Raw genomic sequence first — 16,446 nt, forward strand, 5'->3', positions numbered from 1 at the left:
AACAATATACATTATTACACATCATATAATGATTCTAGTTAGCAACAAACTTATTAGTAGCAGTTGAAACGATTAACACTGGTGTTATTTAATTAAAAACAGAAAGATAGATTTCTACAGCTAATAAGACTACCTGCTTAACTCAAGTAGTCTTATTAATAAAATGATATTTAACGACTTTTAATCGTGTTAATAATATTTGTCGTTGAACAACCATCTTCAAAATTAAGTACTTTGACAATGCCGCCAGCATCAATCACCTCTTTGCCACCGGCGATGTCTTCCGGTTTATAATCACCACCTTTAACTAATACATCAGGTAATATATTAGCGATCAGTCGTTGTGGTGTTTGTTCTTCAAATGGTACCACCCAATCAACTGAATCAAGCGCACCTAAAACAATCATACGTTGCATAAGTGGGTTAATCGGTCTTGATTCACCTTTCAATTGTTTTACCGATGCATCGCTATTTACAGCGACAATTAATCGATCTCCCAATTTTCGAGCATTGGCTAGATAAGAAACATGACCAGCATGCAAAATATCAAAGCAACCATTGGTCATGACAATTTTTTCACCGCGTTGTCTCGCTTTTTTAACTTCTTCTTTTAGCTCATCTTCCGTCATGACACCAAAACCATTATCTTTTCGAGCTCGAATGGCATTTTCAAGCTCAACTTGTGATACTGTAGAAGTACCTAATTTGCCTACAACCACACCCGCTGCTGCATTGGCTAAATAACAGCTATCTTCGAGTGATTGACCTGATGCTAAAGCCGCGGCTAATGTGGCTATCACAGTATCACCCGCGCCAGTAACGTCAAAGACTTCTTTAGCTTGTGTCGGTAAATGATAAGTTGGTTTATCTAACTGTAATAGTGTCATGCCTTTTTCACTACGCGTAACAAGTAATGCTTTAAGTTGATATTTTTTGATAAGTGCAAGCCCTTTTTCGACAATTTCTTGCTCACTATCACACTGCCCTACCACTGCTTCAAATTCTGACATATTTGGTGTCAGTAACGTTGCGCCGCGGTAACGCTCAAAGTCAGTTCCTTTAGGATCAACCAAAATAGGAACATTAGCTTGATTAGCAAGATCAATCATCTTTTGTACGGACGATAACGCGCCTTTTGCATAATCAGATAAAACTAATACTTTATGTGTAGTTAATGCAGTTTGTATACGCTCTAAAATTGGGCTAGCATCAACTTTATCAAATCCTTCTTCAAAATCGATTCGAATTAATTGTTGATTACGCGAAAGTACTCTTAATTTAGTTATGGTTGGATGAGTAGAAACAGCAACAAAATCACAATGAACATGATGTTTGCTTAATTCTTCATCGAGAATTTTAGCAGCTTCATCAATTCCTGTTAAGCCAATTAAACGAACATTGCCACTTAATGAAGTGATATTCATTGCTACATTGGCAGCGCCACCTGGCCGCTCTTCTAATGCATCAATTTTAACCACAGGTACAGGCGCTTCAGGCGATATACGATTGGTTCCACCATACCAATAGCGATCTAACATGATATCACCAACAACTAATACATTGGCTTGACTAAAATCAGGTAATGAAGTTTTCATTATCAATAATTATCCTTTACTTATCATTTATATTTATATAACGACTTATTCAGTTTTATTTGATTCGCTATCATCTTCATTGTCTTTAATATCTGCGGTTCTTGGGCGATAAAACCTCGCAAAAAAAGTACCAATTTCAAACAATAAACAGATAGGAATCGCTAAAAGAATTTGTGAAAATACATCAGGTGGGGTCACAAACATAGCGACAGCAAATACACCAACAATAATATATGGGCGTTTTTTTCTTAAATTTTTTGGAGTGGTAACACCTGTCCAACAGAGCAATATAATAGCCACAGGCACTTCAAATGCAAAACCAAATACGATAAAAAGTGTCATGACAAAATCAAGATACTTCGTAATATCGGTATTAATCGCAACATCAACTGGTGCAGTGTGAATAAAAAAGTAAAATGCTAATGGAAACACCACAAAATAAGCAAAAGCAATCCCCATATAAAAAAGTACAGTACTTGATACGATCAGTGGCATAACCAAACGTTTTTCATGCTGATAGAGGGCTGGAGCAATAAATCCCCAAACTTGGTAAAGTACATAGGGAATCGAAATAAAAATAGCGACTATAGCGGTGAGTTTAATTGGGGTAAAAAAAGGAGCTGCGATATCGGTCGCAATCATACTGCTGCCTTGCGGTAATTGGCTAATTAAAGGATTAGCTACAATATGATAGATATCATTTGAGAAATAGAGTAAACAAATTAATACCAGTAAAATACAGATAATACAGCGTAAAAGTCGAGTCCGAAGCTCGATTAGATGTCCAATTAACGGTTGTGTAGCGTCTTCTGTCATGATTTATCTTTATCAGAATGAGTTTGAGTATCAATGTGAGCGGCTGAATCAATTTCTTTTTGTAATGATTCGGTAACGCGTTTTAAATCGTCAATTGAAGCTTGAATCTCGGGAGTGAGCGTTTTTAAGCCACTTTGTTCAGCTTTTTTTAAACTGTCTTGTAACTCTTGTAATTTAAGTTCTTTATTTAACTCTAATTGTACAGTCGCTGACATGCGACGAAGTACTTTGATCCAGCTAGCAACGGTTTTAATTGCCACAGGCAAGCGCTCGGGACCTAATACAACCAGCCCAAGAATCATTACTAATAGTAATTGCCCAAAGCTAATATCAAACACAGGCTACTCTTTTTTGTTAGTATTATTATCGGAAGAATCAAGATTTTCAACTTGTTGTGAATCATTACGATCTTTTTTGTCATCATCGTCATTCATCGCTTTTTTAAAGCCTTTGATAGACGCACCAAGATCCGATCCTAATGAACGTAATTTTTTAGTTCCAAATAATAATACAACAACAGCAATCAATATTAATAGTTGGGGTAAACTTGGCATCATGATAACTTTCTCCAACAAGCTTAGGTAAACAAATTATACACTTAATTTATACGATTTTAAAATAACATGCTAATGAATGATCAGCGCCATTATACATAATAGGCTGATAACAACCGTGAACCCCAAAAGATAAGATTCGCGCTTTTTACTCTGTTTTATCTCTTGCTGGATTTGCATTAATTGTTGGTTCAACTGCTTTGTCATGCGCGCATTATCATTTAATTTTACAGGTAAGTCAGGCAAAATTGAGCGCCATTGCGGTAATGCTGTCCAAAATTGTTGTAATATTTTTTTAGCACTATACTTATCTTCATACCATTTTTCTAAAAAAGGTTTAGCGGTTTGCCATAAATCAAGCTCGGGGTAGAGCTGACGTCCTAATCCTTCTATGTAAAATAACGTTTTTTCAAGTAGAGTTAATTGAGGTTGAATATCCATATTAAATTGACGGGCTACTTGAAATAATTGTAGTAAAATTTGTGAAAAAGAGATCGCTGACAATGGTTTAGCAAAAGCAGGCTCGCAAACATTACGCATTGCCATTTCAAGAGCAGTTGCGTCAGTTGTTTCAGGCACCCAACCCGAAGCAATATAAGTTTCAGCAATTTTTCGATAATCCCGATTAAAAAAAGCAAGAAAATTTTCAGCAAGATAACGTTGATCATCTTCACTTAGTACGCCGACAATAGCACAATCAATGCCGATGTATCTTGGATTTTGTACATCAGTAATATCCACAAAGATATTACCGGGATGCATATCTGCATGAAAAAAATTATCACGAAACACTTGGGTAAAAAATGCTTGAACACCTCGTTCAGCCAGTAATTTCATATTAACTTTTTTATGCTTGAGTTGTTCAATATCGGCTATTGGAACACCTCTAATTCGCTCTTCAACCAATATGTTTTTTCGACATAGATCTTGGTAGACATACGGTATATACAAAATATCACTATTGATGAAATTATCACGTAATCTAGCTGTATTATAAGCTTCTTGCTGTAAATCTAACTCTTTTAATAAGGTACTTTCGTAATCGCGTACAATCTCTAAAGCGCGTAATTTTTCACCCGATTTAACGCGTTTAGTCAACTGATTAGCGGCCCAATACATTAGGTCAATATCGGAGCGAATTACCGGTAGAATATTTGGACGTAATACTTTTATTATTATCTCAGCTTGGCTGCGCTTTAATATCGCTGTATGCACTTGAGCAATAGATGCGGATGCTAGCGGTTTTTCATCAAAATTAGAAAAATAGTAATCTAGAGGTTGTTCTAATGCGCTTTCAATTACTTGTTTAGCAATTTTCCCATCAAAAGGGTCGACTTGATCTTGTAATTTAGCCAGCGCATCTGCAATATGTATAGGTAATACATCACGCCTAGTTGAAATCATCTGTCCAAATTTAATCCAAACTGGACCTAGCTCTTGCAAAGCTTGACGTAGCCTTTCCCCTATTTCTTGGTGTTTTGCTTTGGGGCGGATCCAAAATAAACACTTTGACAAAAATTTAGGCCATCTTACTGAATGGTGTTTTGGCAATAATTCATCTAATCGATATGCACGAAATACTGCCAATATTTTATAAAGTCGAAAAAATGTCATAATCGTTGTCGCATGTCGCCTTAAAATTTAAAACCAGTATGCAAAGCCACAATGCCGCCTGTCATATTGTGATATTTAACGTCTACAAAACCGGCATCTTCCATCATTTTCTTTAATGTTTTTTGGTCAGGATGCATACGAATAGATTCAGCTAGATAACGATAACTATCGGCATCGTTTGCCACAACTTTACCCATTAATGGTAGCATCGTGAAAGAATACAAATCGTAAGCTTTATTTAGAATTTTGTATTGAGGTTTAGAAAACTCAAGAATAAGTAAACGACCGCCTGGTTTTAATACCCGCCACATCGAACACAATGCTTTTTGTTTATCAGTCACATTACGCAGTCCAAACGATATGGTAATACAATCAAAATAGTTATCAGCAAAAGGCAGTTCTTCTGCATTCGCTTGTACATATTCTATATTTTTGAATAAACCTTTGTCGCGTAACTTGTCTCGACCAACTTTCAGCATGGATTCATTAATATCAGCCAACACAACTAGCCCATCATCCCCCACGAGTTGAGAAAATTTGGCTGTTAGATCACCTGTCCCACCCGCTAAATCCAATACTTTTTGGCCCTTACGTACGCTACTATATTCAATGGTAACCTTCTTCCAGATACGATGAATACCAAATGACATAAGATCATTCATTACATCGTATTTATCAGCAACGGAATGAAATACTTCTGCAACTCGTTTGACTTTTTCTTGCTTTAAAACTTGTGTATAACCAAAATCAATTTTTTCTTGTTCTTTATTATCTTGTTTATCAGGGGATTGAGACATAAAAATTTACCTATCACATCGAGTTGACTTATTTTAGCATAAGCCACTGTAAATGTGATGAACTAAATCAACAATGACTCAACCATTTTAGAAATAGCTTCAAAATTTTGTAACATCGTGTTGGACGAATCAAGATCTTGTTGATGAATAACTAAATCAAAATGATAGCTTTCTTTCAAACCTTTTAAAACCTCATGTTCTTTTTGAAAGATTTGCGTATAGTATTGGGACAGTGTTTCGAAATCGATTGAAGTAAAAAGCACCTTATTACTTGTTTCGATCGCTTTTGATAACCGCTCCACATGTAACATTGCAATACGGATATAATCAGTTTCACTCAAATAACGCTGATTATAAGGGGTTGATATTTCACGTTCAATGTAATTAATATACCCATTTGATACATATTGTGTGTTATAGATATTAGCTAATTGTAAAGGGAGCTCATTGAATTTTCCCTGTCCGATAATTGCTATTTTTTTGACAAAAAAAGGTTTTGCAGCTTTGGCAATAAAAGACCAATTTTGATATGGATTTTCACGAATTTGAGTCGCACTAATGTTAATAAAATCGCGATTAGCATCGACTAACACGGCTGGACAATGAAAATATAATTCATGATTTTTAATATCTTGTGGTTCACTGGTAAAAACCACTGTAGGTTCTATTTTATGATCAGTTAAAATCTGTTTTACCCGATCACTCCAATCTTGCCAACCATTTGGATAATATTCAATGTTAGATTCGTCTAAAATATGGACATGAATATTATGGCGATCTTTAAACGTTTCTTGTAACCATGAAAAACGATCACACACTTGTGGTTGTTTAGGTAGGCGACTGCTTGCAAAAAGTTGTTTATCACGATTTGCCTCACAGCCTAACATGATATGGAGTTCATCAACTTGTGTCATCGCTTTTTCAATTAGATAGATATGACCACAATGTAAAGGATAAAATTTACCGAAAATCAAACCAACTTTATGTTTAGATACCATGACTATTACCAACGCATTGAAATCCTGCTAACAATGTACAGAAAATATTAACATTGTCTAATGAATTGATGCTATTTTAATGTTTTTGTAGCATTTTTTTACTTTGACTATTCAACATAGTAAATAGTCAACAATAACATCAAATATTTTAATATTGCATTGAGGATAAAGTAATACCTGTTGCAACAGAGATATTAAGTGAAGGCATGTTATCATTCCCCTTCAAATGAACCACAACATCAGCACATTGTACTAATTTTATATTAATTTGTTGGAATATGACTAATACCGTTTTTTTATGAAACTCAACTTTTGCTAATTCTGTTGAGGCAATTGATTTTACCTGACAAGGTAATAAGACAATAATTTGATAACCATGCTGTTTGAATTGATCAAGTGAAACAATAAAATCATCACTTTTTATTGATTCAACTGCTTCAATTCCACCTTCTGCCACCCGCATAGCTGCGCCACTATCGAGTAAATTAGTTTGTCGTAGCATTACAGCATTTACTTTATAAAATGCAGCGCTACGAATTAATCCACCCAAATTATGGGGATTATTTACATCATCAATCGCTAAAATACAATCTTGCTGTTTATCATGATATTTGTCTAAATAGTCAAACATAGTGATAGCAACGCGTTTTTTAACGATCAAACAAACGCCACCATGATGCGAAGTTTGAGTTATTTTGGCAATTTGCTCATTTGAAACAATATTGTAGCCTAAACGTTGTTTAACTAACCAATTAATTAAATCCCTAAATTGATAAGTCATTTCTTGCGTAATGAACAATTTTACAATTGCCGCGCGGCGGTGCTTAAAAACCGATTTACAACTGTTTTCACTATAAACTAAAGTTTCTTCTTTACGTTGGCGGTAGCCATCATAACCAAATGTAGGGCTTTGATCATTATCCCGTACTTTTTTGCGCCAAGGGGATTCGTTTTCATCTTGTAAATCATACGTAGATTTATTTACTTCAACAATAATACTTTGTTTGACAAAACCTGTTTTAGCCGCTTTAGGTTTGAACGTTTCAATTCGATCATTATTACGCTTATCTCTTCTTTTAGCGTTAAACTGAAAAGAATTATCTTTGCGATTATCTTTATGCCCACTAATTTTTTCTTTATTAGTTCGAGAATGCTTTTTAGGGTCATTAGTTGTAGCGTAAAAAATAGCTGGTTTATTTTTTTCAGTATTATCGTTCATATTTATCTCAAAATAATTGGTTATCGTGTACGAATGGTTGGCGCAATTTTATCTAAAACACCATTGACAAATTTATGGCTATCTTCTGCTCCGAAAGTTTTAGTTAAATCGATAGCTTCATTAATAACAACCTTATAAGGTACATCGTGACGTTTGGTTAATTCATAAAGCGCAATTCTTAATACGGCTAACTCAACTTGACCAAGCTCATCTACTGTTCGCTCAGTAAGATAAGGTGCCATTTTTTCATCTAACTCTGTAGTGTTTTTAGCAACACCATGAAGTAACTCTCGAAAATATTTCGTATCAACACCTTTCATATCTTGTTCAGTCATAAAACTTGTCTCAACATCAGCAAGATCATTTCTAGATATTTGCCAAGAGTAAATTGCTTGAACGGCGCATTCTCTTGCTCGACGACGAGGATTAACTAATGCCACTAAATTACTCCTTAATTGTTTTGATAACGTTAAGCATTTCCAGTGCAGTTAATGCAGCTTCAGCACCTTTATTACCTGCTTTAGTGCCAGCACGTTCAACGGCTTGTTCTATGCTTTCAGTCGTTAAAATGCCAAAACCGACTGGAATTGAAAATTCTAAACTAGCACTTAATAGGCCAGAGCTTGATTCGCCTGCAACAAAATCAAAATGTGCAGTGCTTCCTCTAATTACAGTCCCCAAAGCCACAATAGCATCATATTTTTTAGATTGTGCAGCAACTTTTGCAGTAAGCGGAATTTCATAGGCGCCCGGTACCCAAATAACCGTAATATTTTTTTCATCAACTTGACCAATACGCGTTAACGCGTCAACAGCACCGTTTACTAAACTTTCATTAATAAAATGATTAAAACGTGCCACAATTATAGCGACTTTCGCTTTTGGTGCAGCAACTTTACCTTTAACTGTTTGCATAGTGATTCCTTATCGTTCGATTATAAATGCAATTTTACTTTGATTAATTGTAGGTGAAAATATTTGCTGATTATATCATGATTTGAAGGCTTATCCTATCAGCAAATAACGCTACAACCTCGTTTTGATTAACAATTTATTGGAAAATAAATACAAAGATTTTATTTATGAGAACTTAAATAGTTTGAGTAATATGAAAAATTTTAATTAAACAATTTTGTTAATTTTTTATGATTGATTTTTATGCTAATAAATTAAATTTACTTCAACTTTTTTCACTATCTATCATTTTATTTTTATTATCCCTTGCAAGCAGTTTTGAACGCACTACAATGGTAGTAAGATTTTTCTTTTATGAGGTAATTTAGATGTATATTGATGCTATTCGTGATGAACTCAACCAAGCACTAAATGTATTGGTAAATTTTGTTTCGGATGATGGCAATCTTCACAAAATCCAACAAGCAGCTGTGCTTATAGCTAACGCATTTAAACAAGGTGGTAAAGTTTTATCATGTGGCAATGGTGGTTCCCATTGTGATGCTATGCATTTTGCTGAAGAGTTAACCGGTCGTTACCGTGATAATCGTCCAGCTTATCCTGCAATAGCTATATCAGATGTTAGTCATATATCTTGTGTAGGCAATGATTTCGGATTTGATTCTATATTTTCACGTTATGTTGAAGGTGTTGGACAAAAAGGCGATGTATTATTAGGTATTTCAACGTCAGGTAATTCAGCTAATGTATTAAAAGCAATAGACGTAGCTAAACAAAAAGGGATGAAAATTATTACCTTAACCGGTAAAGATGGCGGTAAAATGAACGGACTGGCTGATGTCGATATTCGTGTACCACATTTTGGTTATGCTGATCGTGTACAAGAAATCCATATCAAAGTTATTCATATTTTAATTATGCTAATTGAAAAAGAGATGGCTTAAAATGTGTGAATTATTGGGTATGAGCGCTAACGTGCCAACTGATATTTGTTTTAGCTTCACGAGTTTAATTAAACGTGGCGGAGATAAAGGACCACATAAAGACGGTTGGGGTATTACCTTTTATGAAGGTAAAGGCTGTCGAACGTTTAAGGATCCTGAGCCTTGTAGCTATTCACCTATTGCTAAGATGGTACAACAATACCCAATTAAATCCAAGGCTGTTATCGCGCATATTCGTCAAGCAAATCGTGGAGGGGTAGCGCTTGAAAACACACACCCCTTTACCCGAGAATTGTGGGGTAAAAATTGGACTTTTGCCCACAATGGGCAATTAACTGATTACGAAAAGCTGGATATGGGAATTTTTCAACCAGTTGGATTAACCGACAGTGAGTATGCTTTTTGTTACTTAATTAATCAGTTACATAAAAAATATCCAAAACAACCGACTGATGATATTGAGCTTTTTACTTATATCCAACAATGTGCACTTGAACTGAATCAACTTGGCATATTTAATATGCTGCTTTCTAATGGGCAATATGTCTTTGCTTATTGTTCAACTAATTTACATTGGATTACGCGCAAAGCACCTTTTGGCAGAGCAAAGTTAATTGATGAAGATGTTGAAATCGATTTTCAAAAGCATACTACACCAAATGATATTGTTACTATTATTTCAACTATGCCGTTAACTTCAAATGAAACTTGGCATAAATTAAACACTGGTGAAGCAATTCTATTTAAATATGGTGAAATTAATCAATTTTTTTCATCTTGACTAAATTGAAAGGTGGTTCATCTTTAAATAGATATTGTAAATAACCTAACGTTAATAATCCAATTAACGTTAAAATAATCCACGGCAAATGCGGAAAACCCATCTTGATTGCAATTTCATAAAGCCATCCTGCTCCGGTATAACCAATAAATCCGCCTAAAGCAAGCCCTAATCGGCTAAATCCCATGTAACTACCTTTGGCTTTTGGATTAGTTAACACGGTTGCTAAAGTTTCTCTAGCCGGCTCTGCAATAATTGCACCAAGGTAAAAAAGCGCTATAAGAGATAGCAAAATAGATAATTGGGATGTAAATCCTATTATTATAAAGGCAAACGACATCAAAAGTAATCCAAATTTAAGGCGTTGATCTAATCTAAAATGTTTTTCACTAAACCGAGCAAGAGGATAAAGCAAAATTAATGAGATAGTTGCTTCAATCACGTACATCCATTTCACATAACTTGAACTTCCTGAAATATTGGTAATAGTTAGCGGTAGCATCAACATGACTTGTACTCCAAGCACATAATAACCCGTTAGTGTTAAGACATAACGTGTAAATTTTTTATCTTTAAGCACCATTTTCATACCATTGACAATGGGTGCTTTACCAATAGCAATATGATAAGCAGGCAAAAAGAAGAGGTTAAAAAGACCACATAAGAAAAAGATAAATGCGCCGCACCAACAAACTAAATGAAAATCATAATCAATCAAAATACCACCAATAAGTGCACCAATCACTGCACCGGCATTATCTTGTATCATTAACAGCGAAATAAATTTACCGCGCTCATGTGGACGGGTAAACTTGATGGTCAGCCCCATGCGAGGTGGATCAAACAGTAATCCACCTAAAGCAGAAAGTAAGCAAGATAGTAATAAAAGCCAAGGTTGACTAGCAATAGCCATTGATATAAACCCGACACAACGTAAAAACATTCCACAAACAATCATCGGTTTAGCACCAAAGCGATCAGCAATAGCACCACCAATAATACCAAATCCTTGTTGAACAAATTGTCTGAATCCTAAAGCAAAACCGACAAACAAAGCACTCCAACCAACTTGACTAACAAAGTGTGTCGAAACCAATGGAAAAACAACATAAAATCCTAGAACAATAAATAAATTATCTAGTAGTAATATTTGTTTACCGGTTTTACGAATTTGCGACGGCACCGGCACTTATTTTACTCTTTCAGCTAAATATCTTTGGTAATCAGGAATTTCAATTTCAACCTCTTGGGTAAAAATAGCTGATTGAACCAGTGCATTGGCTGTTGCTTCATTCGTCGCAACGGGTATATTCCAAACCGTTGATAAACGCAATAATGCTTTAACATCTGGGTCATGCGGTACTGCATTAAGTGGATCCCAAAAAAAGATGAGTATATCAATTTTACCTTCAGCAATTAATGCACCAATTTGTTGATCACCACCCATTGGACCACTTAACATTGGGGTAATATTTAACCCTATCTCTTTTTTAATTAAATTCCCTGTCGTGCCGGTACCACATAAATTATGATGTGCAAGTTCTGCTCGGTTTTTTCTACACCAATTTAATAAAGTACTTTTTAAGTGATCATGAGCAACTAAAGCAATATTTTTTTTGGCAGCCAATTTACGCGTTGTGTAAAGCATCATTATTATCCCTATCGATGATTATTCGATAGTTTTTAACAGAGTATGTATTAAAGTGCAAGCGTTATTTGCTTAGATTTAAGACAATAAAAAAGGCACCTAAGTGCCTTTTAAAAACCTAATTTACGGGTAATTAGAATTGGTAAATTAAACCTAATGCTACAGTATCTTTAGTCGTTGCTTTAATTTGTGATCCACCAAATTTGCTATCACCATATAAAGCACGGCGAGCACCAATATCGTCTTTATCTAACAAGTTGATTTTATAATCAAGGATAGCTTGTAGATTTTTGTTGAAGTCATAAGTCAAACCAACATCAACATACTTAATTAAATCATTACCTTTAAGTCCTGCATCGCCACTTCTTGAATAGCTTGAAGCATCTTGTACACGATGTTGAATGTAAGCAACAGATGGGGTTAAGCGACCAATATCAAAGTCGATACCATATTGTGCGACAACTTCATAACCTTTAGTTTTTAAATCATCAGTACTATGAGTAGTTAAAGTATTCTCCCAACCATATTTTTGTTTGCCTTGAATATATAATGCGGCCAAATAAAGGTTGTTATTATCATATTTCACACCAGCTGACCAAGCTTTTGCATCTTTATGACCACCAGTTTGCGCATAACCAGCACCAATAGATAAACCTGTATCTAATACATCCCAATCAACTACTGAACCCCAAGCTTCAGCACTGTCGTGACCATCACGATCATGTTTATTAAAATAGCTTGTTGAGCTGTTATCACCATTATCGGCATATTGAACAGCAAAACGTAAACCGTTTACTAAACCAAAGAAATCACTATTACGATAAGTTGCAACCGCTTTAGTACGAGCACTTAATGCATAGAGATCATTGTCCGATGCATCACCACCAAACTCAGGTAATACGTCAGTATAAGAAGTTAACGTTTTTAACACACCATCATTACGACCATAGTCAAATGAACCTAGATCACCAAAGTTCATACCTGCATAAGCATAACGTGTTTCGTTTTCAGCATCTGAACCAGTTTTTGCCTCGTACTCCCAGCGACCATAACCGGTAATGTTCTCTGTAACTTGAGTTTGACCTGACATACCTAAACGTGCAGTGGTTTTATCACCTTCACCGGTTTGATTATCACGATCGGTGATATAATTTAGTGCATAAACACGTCCATAAAAATCAACTTTATTACCGTCTTTATTCCATACTTCGATAGAAGCGCTTGCAGTACCTGCAACTAATAATGCAGGAATAGCAATAGCTAATAGATTACGTTTCATTTTTTTACCCTCGTAGGTATTTTTATATTACTAAATAAGGCAAAATACTTTGCTTTTGACCCATAAATTACTACTAATCCAGAGTAATTATACGTTTTATGCAATATTAATATTAACCAACAATGACCAATAAATAATGCACGTAGTATATTTAACAATGTTTATTTAATAAATTCTAAAAATTTACGATAATTTTAATACTTACTATAAAATTTTTTAAGCATAAAATGTGTTTTGATATGAAATAAATTTCAATAATGATAAAAAAAGGCACCTAAGTGCCTTTTTATAAGATATTAAGAATAGAAATTAGAATTGGTAAATTAAACCAACACCTAACACATCTTTAGTACCTGGTTTGCTCGGATGACGCTTACTCAAATCTACGTCTTTTGTATTTTGATAAGCACCAACATCATCTCTATCAAGTAAGTTAAATTTATACTCTACGATAGCACTAAAGTTTTTGTTTAAATCATAAGTTGCACCTACAGAAACATATTTAGCTAGAGGTGAATTGTAACCATCTGCAGTGTAAATATATTCAGCATCCGAAAAACGGTCTGAAGGGCTCTTAACTTTATGTTGAACATAAGCTAATGATGGAGTTAAACGACCAATTTCTAAGTCAATACCATATTGAGCAACTAATTCGATACCTTTAACCTTGTTATCATAATCTTTAGTTACACCATTATCCCATACAACTGTTCTGCTTTTCTTAATTTTGCTTTGGAAATAGTTAGCAGCTAAATATAAATTGTAGTTATCATATTTTAGACCAGCAGTCCAAGTATTATGACGATGATCACTTGAAGTAGATTGCGCATAACCGGCACCAGCAGTTAAACCAGTATCAAAAATACGCCATTGAGCATTTGCACCATAAGCTTCTCTTGATACTTTGTTATCTGCATCACTTTTAAAACGATCATATGTATTAGAATTATCACCGTTATCAGCATATTGTAATGCAAAACTTACATCATCAGTCAAACCGAAGAAATTATTGTTACGGTAGGTTGCAACCGCTTTTGTTCTAGCTGAAAGCACATTCCAATTATTATTTGCAGCATCGCCACCAAATTGCGGTAATACGTCAGTATAAGCAGTGATTGCTTTTAACACACCGTCATTACGACCATAATCAAATGAGCCAAAGTCACCAAAGTTTAAACCAGCAAATGCATAACGCACTTCGTTATGAGAATCTTTACCGGCTTTCGCTTCATATTCCCAACGACCATAACCTGTTACGCTATCAGTAATTTGAGTTTGACCTGACATACCTAAACGAGCAGAAGTATCATCACCTTCTTTTACTTGATTACGATCAGTGATGTTGTTAGCTGCTTTTACACGACCATAAAAGTCAACTTTATTACCATCTTTATTCCATACTTCGATAGATGCATTTGCGCCAGCTGCAACTAAAAGTGCAGGAATAGCGATTGCTAATAGATTACGTTTCATTTTTTACCCTCACGGTTATTTTAATATTGACACTATCCATTAAGTCATGTGTCATTTGTACAAAAATCATTCATCCAAAAACAATAGTACTTCTATTATTTTTATCTACTTTTTACAGTACCGTAAATTATGTATAAATTTTTTTTAAAATCAAGAGAACTTTTTAGTAAATAAGATGTCTAACCTTAAAATTACACCTGTTTGATTATTTTTTAATCATTATTTCAATAAAATCTATACAAATCGTTTTTATAATAAACCTAGTAAGCGAATGGTTTACAATTTAATCATATTAAAAATTTGCATTGCGTGGTGTTCTTGGAAAAGGAATAACATCACGCACATTTTGTACACCAGTAACATATACAATTAAGCGCTCAAAACCGAGACCGAATCCTGAGTGAGGCACAGTACCATAGCGGCGCAAATCACGATACCACCAATAATCTTCTTTTTTAAGTCCCATTTCATCCATACGTTTATCTAACATATCTAAGCGTTCTTCACGTTGTGAGCCACCAATAATTTCACCAATACCCGGTGCTAATACGTCCATAGCAGCAACAGTCTTACCATCATCATTCATACGCATATAAAACGCTTTAATATCTTTTGGATAATTTTTAACTACCACAGGTGCTTTGAAGTGTTGTTCAGCTAAATAGCGTTCATGCTCAGAAGCTAAATCAATTCCCCAGCTTACTGGATTTTCGAATTTAGCATCACAATTTTGTAAAATAGTAATGGCATCAGTATAGTCAACTTGTGCAAAATCTGCGCTGATAAAGCTTTCTAAACGATTAATCGCATCTTTATCGATATGCTGGGCAAAAAATTGCATATCATCGGCACGTTTTTCAAGTACGGTTTTGAAAACATACTTCAACATATCTTCGGCAAGTTTGGCGTTATCATCAAGATCTGCAAAAGCAACTTCTGGCTCCATCATCCAAAACTCAGCTAAATGACGGGTTGTATTTGAATTTTCTGCTCTAAAAGTAGGACCAAAAGTGTAAACTTTAGACAAGGCACAAGCATAAGTTTCAGCATTGAGCTGCCCTGAAACCGTTAAGAAAGCCTCTTTACCAAAAAAATCTTTATCAAAATCAATGTTACCTTTGTCAGTTTTTGGTAGATTTAACAGATCCAGTGTCGAAACTCGAAACATTTCGCCCGCACCTTCAGTATCTGATGCGGTAATGATTGGTGTAGAAAGCCAAAAAAAGCCTCGCTCATCAAAAAACTGATGGATTGCTTGAGCAAGTGTATGACGAACGCGTGTAATCGCTCCAACAATATTGGTTCTAGCTCTTAAGTGAGCAACTTCACGTAAATACTCAATTGAGTGACGTTTAGCCGCCATAGGATAAGTTTCTGGATCATCAACAAAGCCATAAATTTCAACTTGTGTTGCTTGCAATTCATATTGCTGACCTTGTCCTGGAGATTCAACAACAGTACCTGTGACTTTGACTGAGCAGCCCGCAGTTAAACGTAAAATATCTTGTTCATAATTCGGTAGATCTTTTTCAATTACCGCTTGGATTGGGTCAAAACATGAACCATCATATACAGCTAGGAACGAAATACCAGCTTTTGAATCACGTCGGGTCCTAACCCAACCTTGAACTGAAATAGTGCTTCCAACAGCTATCTTGCCTTGTAACACATCAACAATAGGTGCAACTGAAATCATTTTAATTATCCATCTCTATAGTAGTTTATCAAATAATATTTAAGTATCTCAGGATGATTTACCTTGAAATTACAGCCATCGTGTAATCAAGCAATATTAAGCAAATATCATCCTTAA

The 16,446-nt window shown here is 35.0% G+C and carries 16 protein-coding genes and 1 pseudogene; 2 read left to right on the top strand and 15 right to left on the bottom strand.

Annotated features, from left to right (window positions below):
* Positions 1-170 precede the first annotated feature (170 nt).
* The 10 genes and pseudogenes from hldE to ribE all read right to left on the bottom strand — a co-directional run bounded on the left by hldE (position 171) and on the right by ribE (position 8,508).
* The gene (hldE, locus tag J3U66_RS05475; protein WP_267343605.1) at positions 171-1,595 is read right to left on the bottom strand and encodes a bifunctional D-glycero-beta-D-manno-heptose-7-phosphate kinase/D-glycero-beta-D-manno-heptose 1-phosphate adenylyltransferase HldE; all 1,425 of its coding nucleotides are present in this window, start codon (positions 1,593-1,595) and stop codon (positions 171-173) included.
* Positions 1,596-1,640: 45 nt separating this feature from the next.
* Positions 1,641-2,411 (bottom strand): twin-arginine translocase subunit TatC, encoded by a 771-nt coding sequence (tatC, locus tag J3U66_RS05480; protein WP_267333674.1) that lies wholly within the window; start codon positions 2,409-2,411, stop codon positions 1,641-1,643.
* Between the two features lie 44 nt (positions 2,412-2,455).
* A pseudogene (tatB, locus tag J3U66_RS05485) lies at positions 2,456-2,749 on the bottom strand (Sec-independent protein translocase protein TatB); the annotation flags it as partial.
* A 3-nt stretch (positions 2,750-2,752) separates the two neighbouring features.
* A complete protein-coding gene (tatA, locus tag J3U66_RS05490) occupies positions 2,753-2,968 on the bottom strand; it encodes a twin-arginine translocase TatA/TatE family subunit (protein ID WP_416379585.1) in 216 nt (71 codons plus the stop codon).
* 69 nt (positions 2,969-3,037) lie between these two features.
* Complete coding sequence (ubiB, locus tag J3U66_RS05495) at positions 3,038-4,579, bottom strand: ubiquinone biosynthesis regulatory protein kinase UbiB (RefSeq protein ID WP_267348299.1); 1,542 nt, start codon at positions 4,577-4,579, stop codon at positions 3,038-3,040.
* Between the two features lie 20 nt (positions 4,580-4,599).
* Positions 4,600-5,376: a bifunctional demethylmenaquinone methyltransferase/2-methoxy-6-polyprenyl-1,4-benzoquinol methylase UbiE gene (gene ubiE / locus J3U66_RS05500; RefSeq protein ID WP_065634779.1), complete on the bottom strand. Its 777-nt coding sequence runs from the start codon at positions 5,374-5,376 to the stop codon at positions 4,600-4,602.
* A gap of 62 nt (positions 5,377-5,438) precedes the next feature.
* The gene (gene nadR / locus J3U66_RS05505) at positions 5,439-6,374 is read right to left on the bottom strand and encodes a multifunctional transcriptional regulator/nicotinamide-nucleotide adenylyltransferase/ribosylnicotinamide kinase NadR (RefSeq protein WP_267343607.1); all 936 of its coding nucleotides are present in this window, start codon (positions 6,372-6,374) and stop codon (positions 5,439-5,441) included.
* Between the two features lie 148 nt (positions 6,375-6,522).
* Complete coding sequence (locus tag J3U66_RS05510; RefSeq protein ID WP_267348301.1) at positions 6,523-7,593, bottom strand: TrmH family RNA methyltransferase; 1,071 nt, start codon at positions 7,591-7,593, stop codon at positions 6,523-6,525.
* Positions 7,594-7,613: 20 nt separating this feature from the next.
* Complete coding sequence (nusB, locus tag J3U66_RS05515; RefSeq protein ID WP_267333679.1) at positions 7,614-8,033, bottom strand: transcription antitermination factor NusB; 420 nt, start codon at positions 8,031-8,033, stop codon at positions 7,614-7,616.
* Between the two features lie 4 nt (positions 8,034-8,037).
* The gene (gene ribE / locus J3U66_RS05520; protein ID WP_065634775.1) at positions 8,038-8,508 is read right to left on the bottom strand and encodes a 6,7-dimethyl-8-ribityllumazine synthase; all 471 of its coding nucleotides are present in this window, start codon (positions 8,506-8,508) and stop codon (positions 8,038-8,040) included.
* A 368-nt stretch (positions 8,509-8,876) separates the two neighbouring features.
* Between ribE and lpcA the strand changes: the two genes are divergently transcribed.
* Positions 8,877-9,452 (top strand): D-sedoheptulose 7-phosphate isomerase, encoded by a 576-nt coding sequence (gene lpcA / locus J3U66_RS05525; RefSeq protein WP_267333680.1) that lies wholly within the window; start codon positions 8,877-8,879, stop codon positions 9,450-9,452.
* A 1-nt stretch (position 9,453) separates the two neighbouring features.
* Positions 9,454-10,233, top strand: a complete 780-nt coding sequence (locus J3U66_RS05530; protein WP_267348303.1) for a class II glutamine amidotransferase — start codon at positions 9,454-9,456, stop codon at positions 10,231-10,233.
* Here J3U66_RS05530 and mdtH read toward each other — a convergent pair.
* The 5 genes from mdtH to asnS form a co-directional block, all read right to left on the bottom strand.
* Positions 10,211-11,422, bottom strand: a complete 1,212-nt coding sequence (gene mdtH, locus J3U66_RS05535) for a multidrug efflux MFS transporter MdtH (protein WP_416379724.1) — start codon at positions 11,420-11,422, stop codon at positions 10,211-10,213. The two genes, J3U66_RS05530 and mdtH, sit on opposite strands and share 23 nt — an antisense overlap.
* The gene (locus J3U66_RS05540) at positions 11,423-11,881 is read right to left on the bottom strand and encodes a methylglyoxal synthase (RefSeq protein WP_416379727.1); all 459 of its coding nucleotides are present in this window, start codon (positions 11,879-11,881) and stop codon (positions 11,423-11,425) included.
* A 133-nt stretch (positions 11,882-12,014) separates the two neighbouring features.
* Positions 12,015-13,160 (bottom strand): porin, encoded by a 1,146-nt coding sequence (locus J3U66_RS05545; protein WP_267343609.1) that lies wholly within the window; start codon positions 13,158-13,160, stop codon positions 12,015-12,017.
* Between the two features lie 309 nt (positions 13,161-13,469).
* On the bottom strand, positions 13,470-14,633 hold the full coding sequence (locus J3U66_RS05550) for a porin (protein WP_267333683.1): 1,164 nt from the start codon (positions 14,631-14,633) through the stop codon (positions 13,470-13,472).
* 292 nt (positions 14,634-14,925) lie between these two features.
* The gene (gene asnS, locus J3U66_RS05555; protein ID WP_416379728.1) at positions 14,926-16,326 is read right to left on the bottom strand and encodes an asparagine--tRNA ligase; all 1,401 of its coding nucleotides are present in this window, start codon (positions 16,324-16,326) and stop codon (positions 14,926-14,928) included.
* Positions 16,327-16,446 lie beyond the last annotated feature (120 nt).

Origin of the sequence: Gilliamella sp. B2969 (genome assembly GCF_026536195.1) — a bacterium.
Lineage (GTDB): Bacteria > Pseudomonadota > Gammaproteobacteria > Enterobacterales > Orbaceae > Gilliamella.

Excerpts from the sequence above, each read along its gene's own strand:
- hldE (WP_267343605.1), bottom strand. The coding sequence starts at position 1,595 with ATGAAAACTTCATTACCTGATTTTAGTCAAGCCAATGTATTAGTTGTT.
- tatC (WP_267333674.1), bottom strand. The coding sequence starts at position 2,411 with ATGACAGAAGACGCTACACAACCGTTAATTGGACATCTAATCGAGCTT.
- tatA (WP_416379585.1), bottom strand. The coding sequence starts at position 2,968 with ATGATGCCAAGTTTACCCCAACTATTAATATTGATTGCTGTTGTTGTA.
- ubiB (WP_267348299.1), bottom strand. The coding sequence starts at position 4,579 with ATGACATTTTTTCGACTTTATAAAATATTGGCAGTATTTCGTGCATAT.
- ubiE (WP_065634779.1), bottom strand. The coding sequence starts at position 5,376 with ATGTCTCAATCCCCTGATAAACAAGATAATAAAGAACAAGAAAAAATT.
- nadR (WP_267343607.1), bottom strand. The coding sequence starts at position 6,374 with ATGGTATCTAAACATAAAGTTGGTTTGATTTTCGGTAAATTTTATCCT.
- J3U66_RS05510 (WP_267348301.1), bottom strand. The coding sequence starts at position 7,593 with ATGAACGATAATACTGAAAAAAATAAACCAGCTATTTTTTACGCTACA.
- ribE (WP_065634775.1), bottom strand. The coding sequence starts at position 8,508 with ATGCAAACAGTTAAAGGTAAAGTTGCTGCACCAAAAGCGAAAGTCGCT.
- lpcA (WP_267333680.1), top strand. The coding sequence starts at position 8,877 with ATGTATATTGATGCTATTCGTGATGAACTCAACCAAGCACTAAATGTA.
- J3U66_RS05530 (WP_267348303.1), top strand. The coding sequence starts at position 9,454 with ATGTGTGAATTATTGGGTATGAGCGCTAACGTGCCAACTGATATTTGT.
- J3U66_RS05540 (WP_416379727.1), bottom strand. The coding sequence starts at position 11,881 with ATGCTTTACACAACGCGTAAATTGGCTGCCAAAAAAAATATTGCTTTA.
- J3U66_RS05545 (WP_267343609.1), bottom strand. The coding sequence starts at position 13,160 with ATGAAACGTAATCTATTAGCTATTGCTATTCCTGCATTATTAGTTGCA.
- J3U66_RS05550 (WP_267333683.1), bottom strand. The coding sequence starts at position 14,633 with ATGAAACGTAATCTATTAGCAATCGCTATTCCTGCACTTTTAGTTGCA.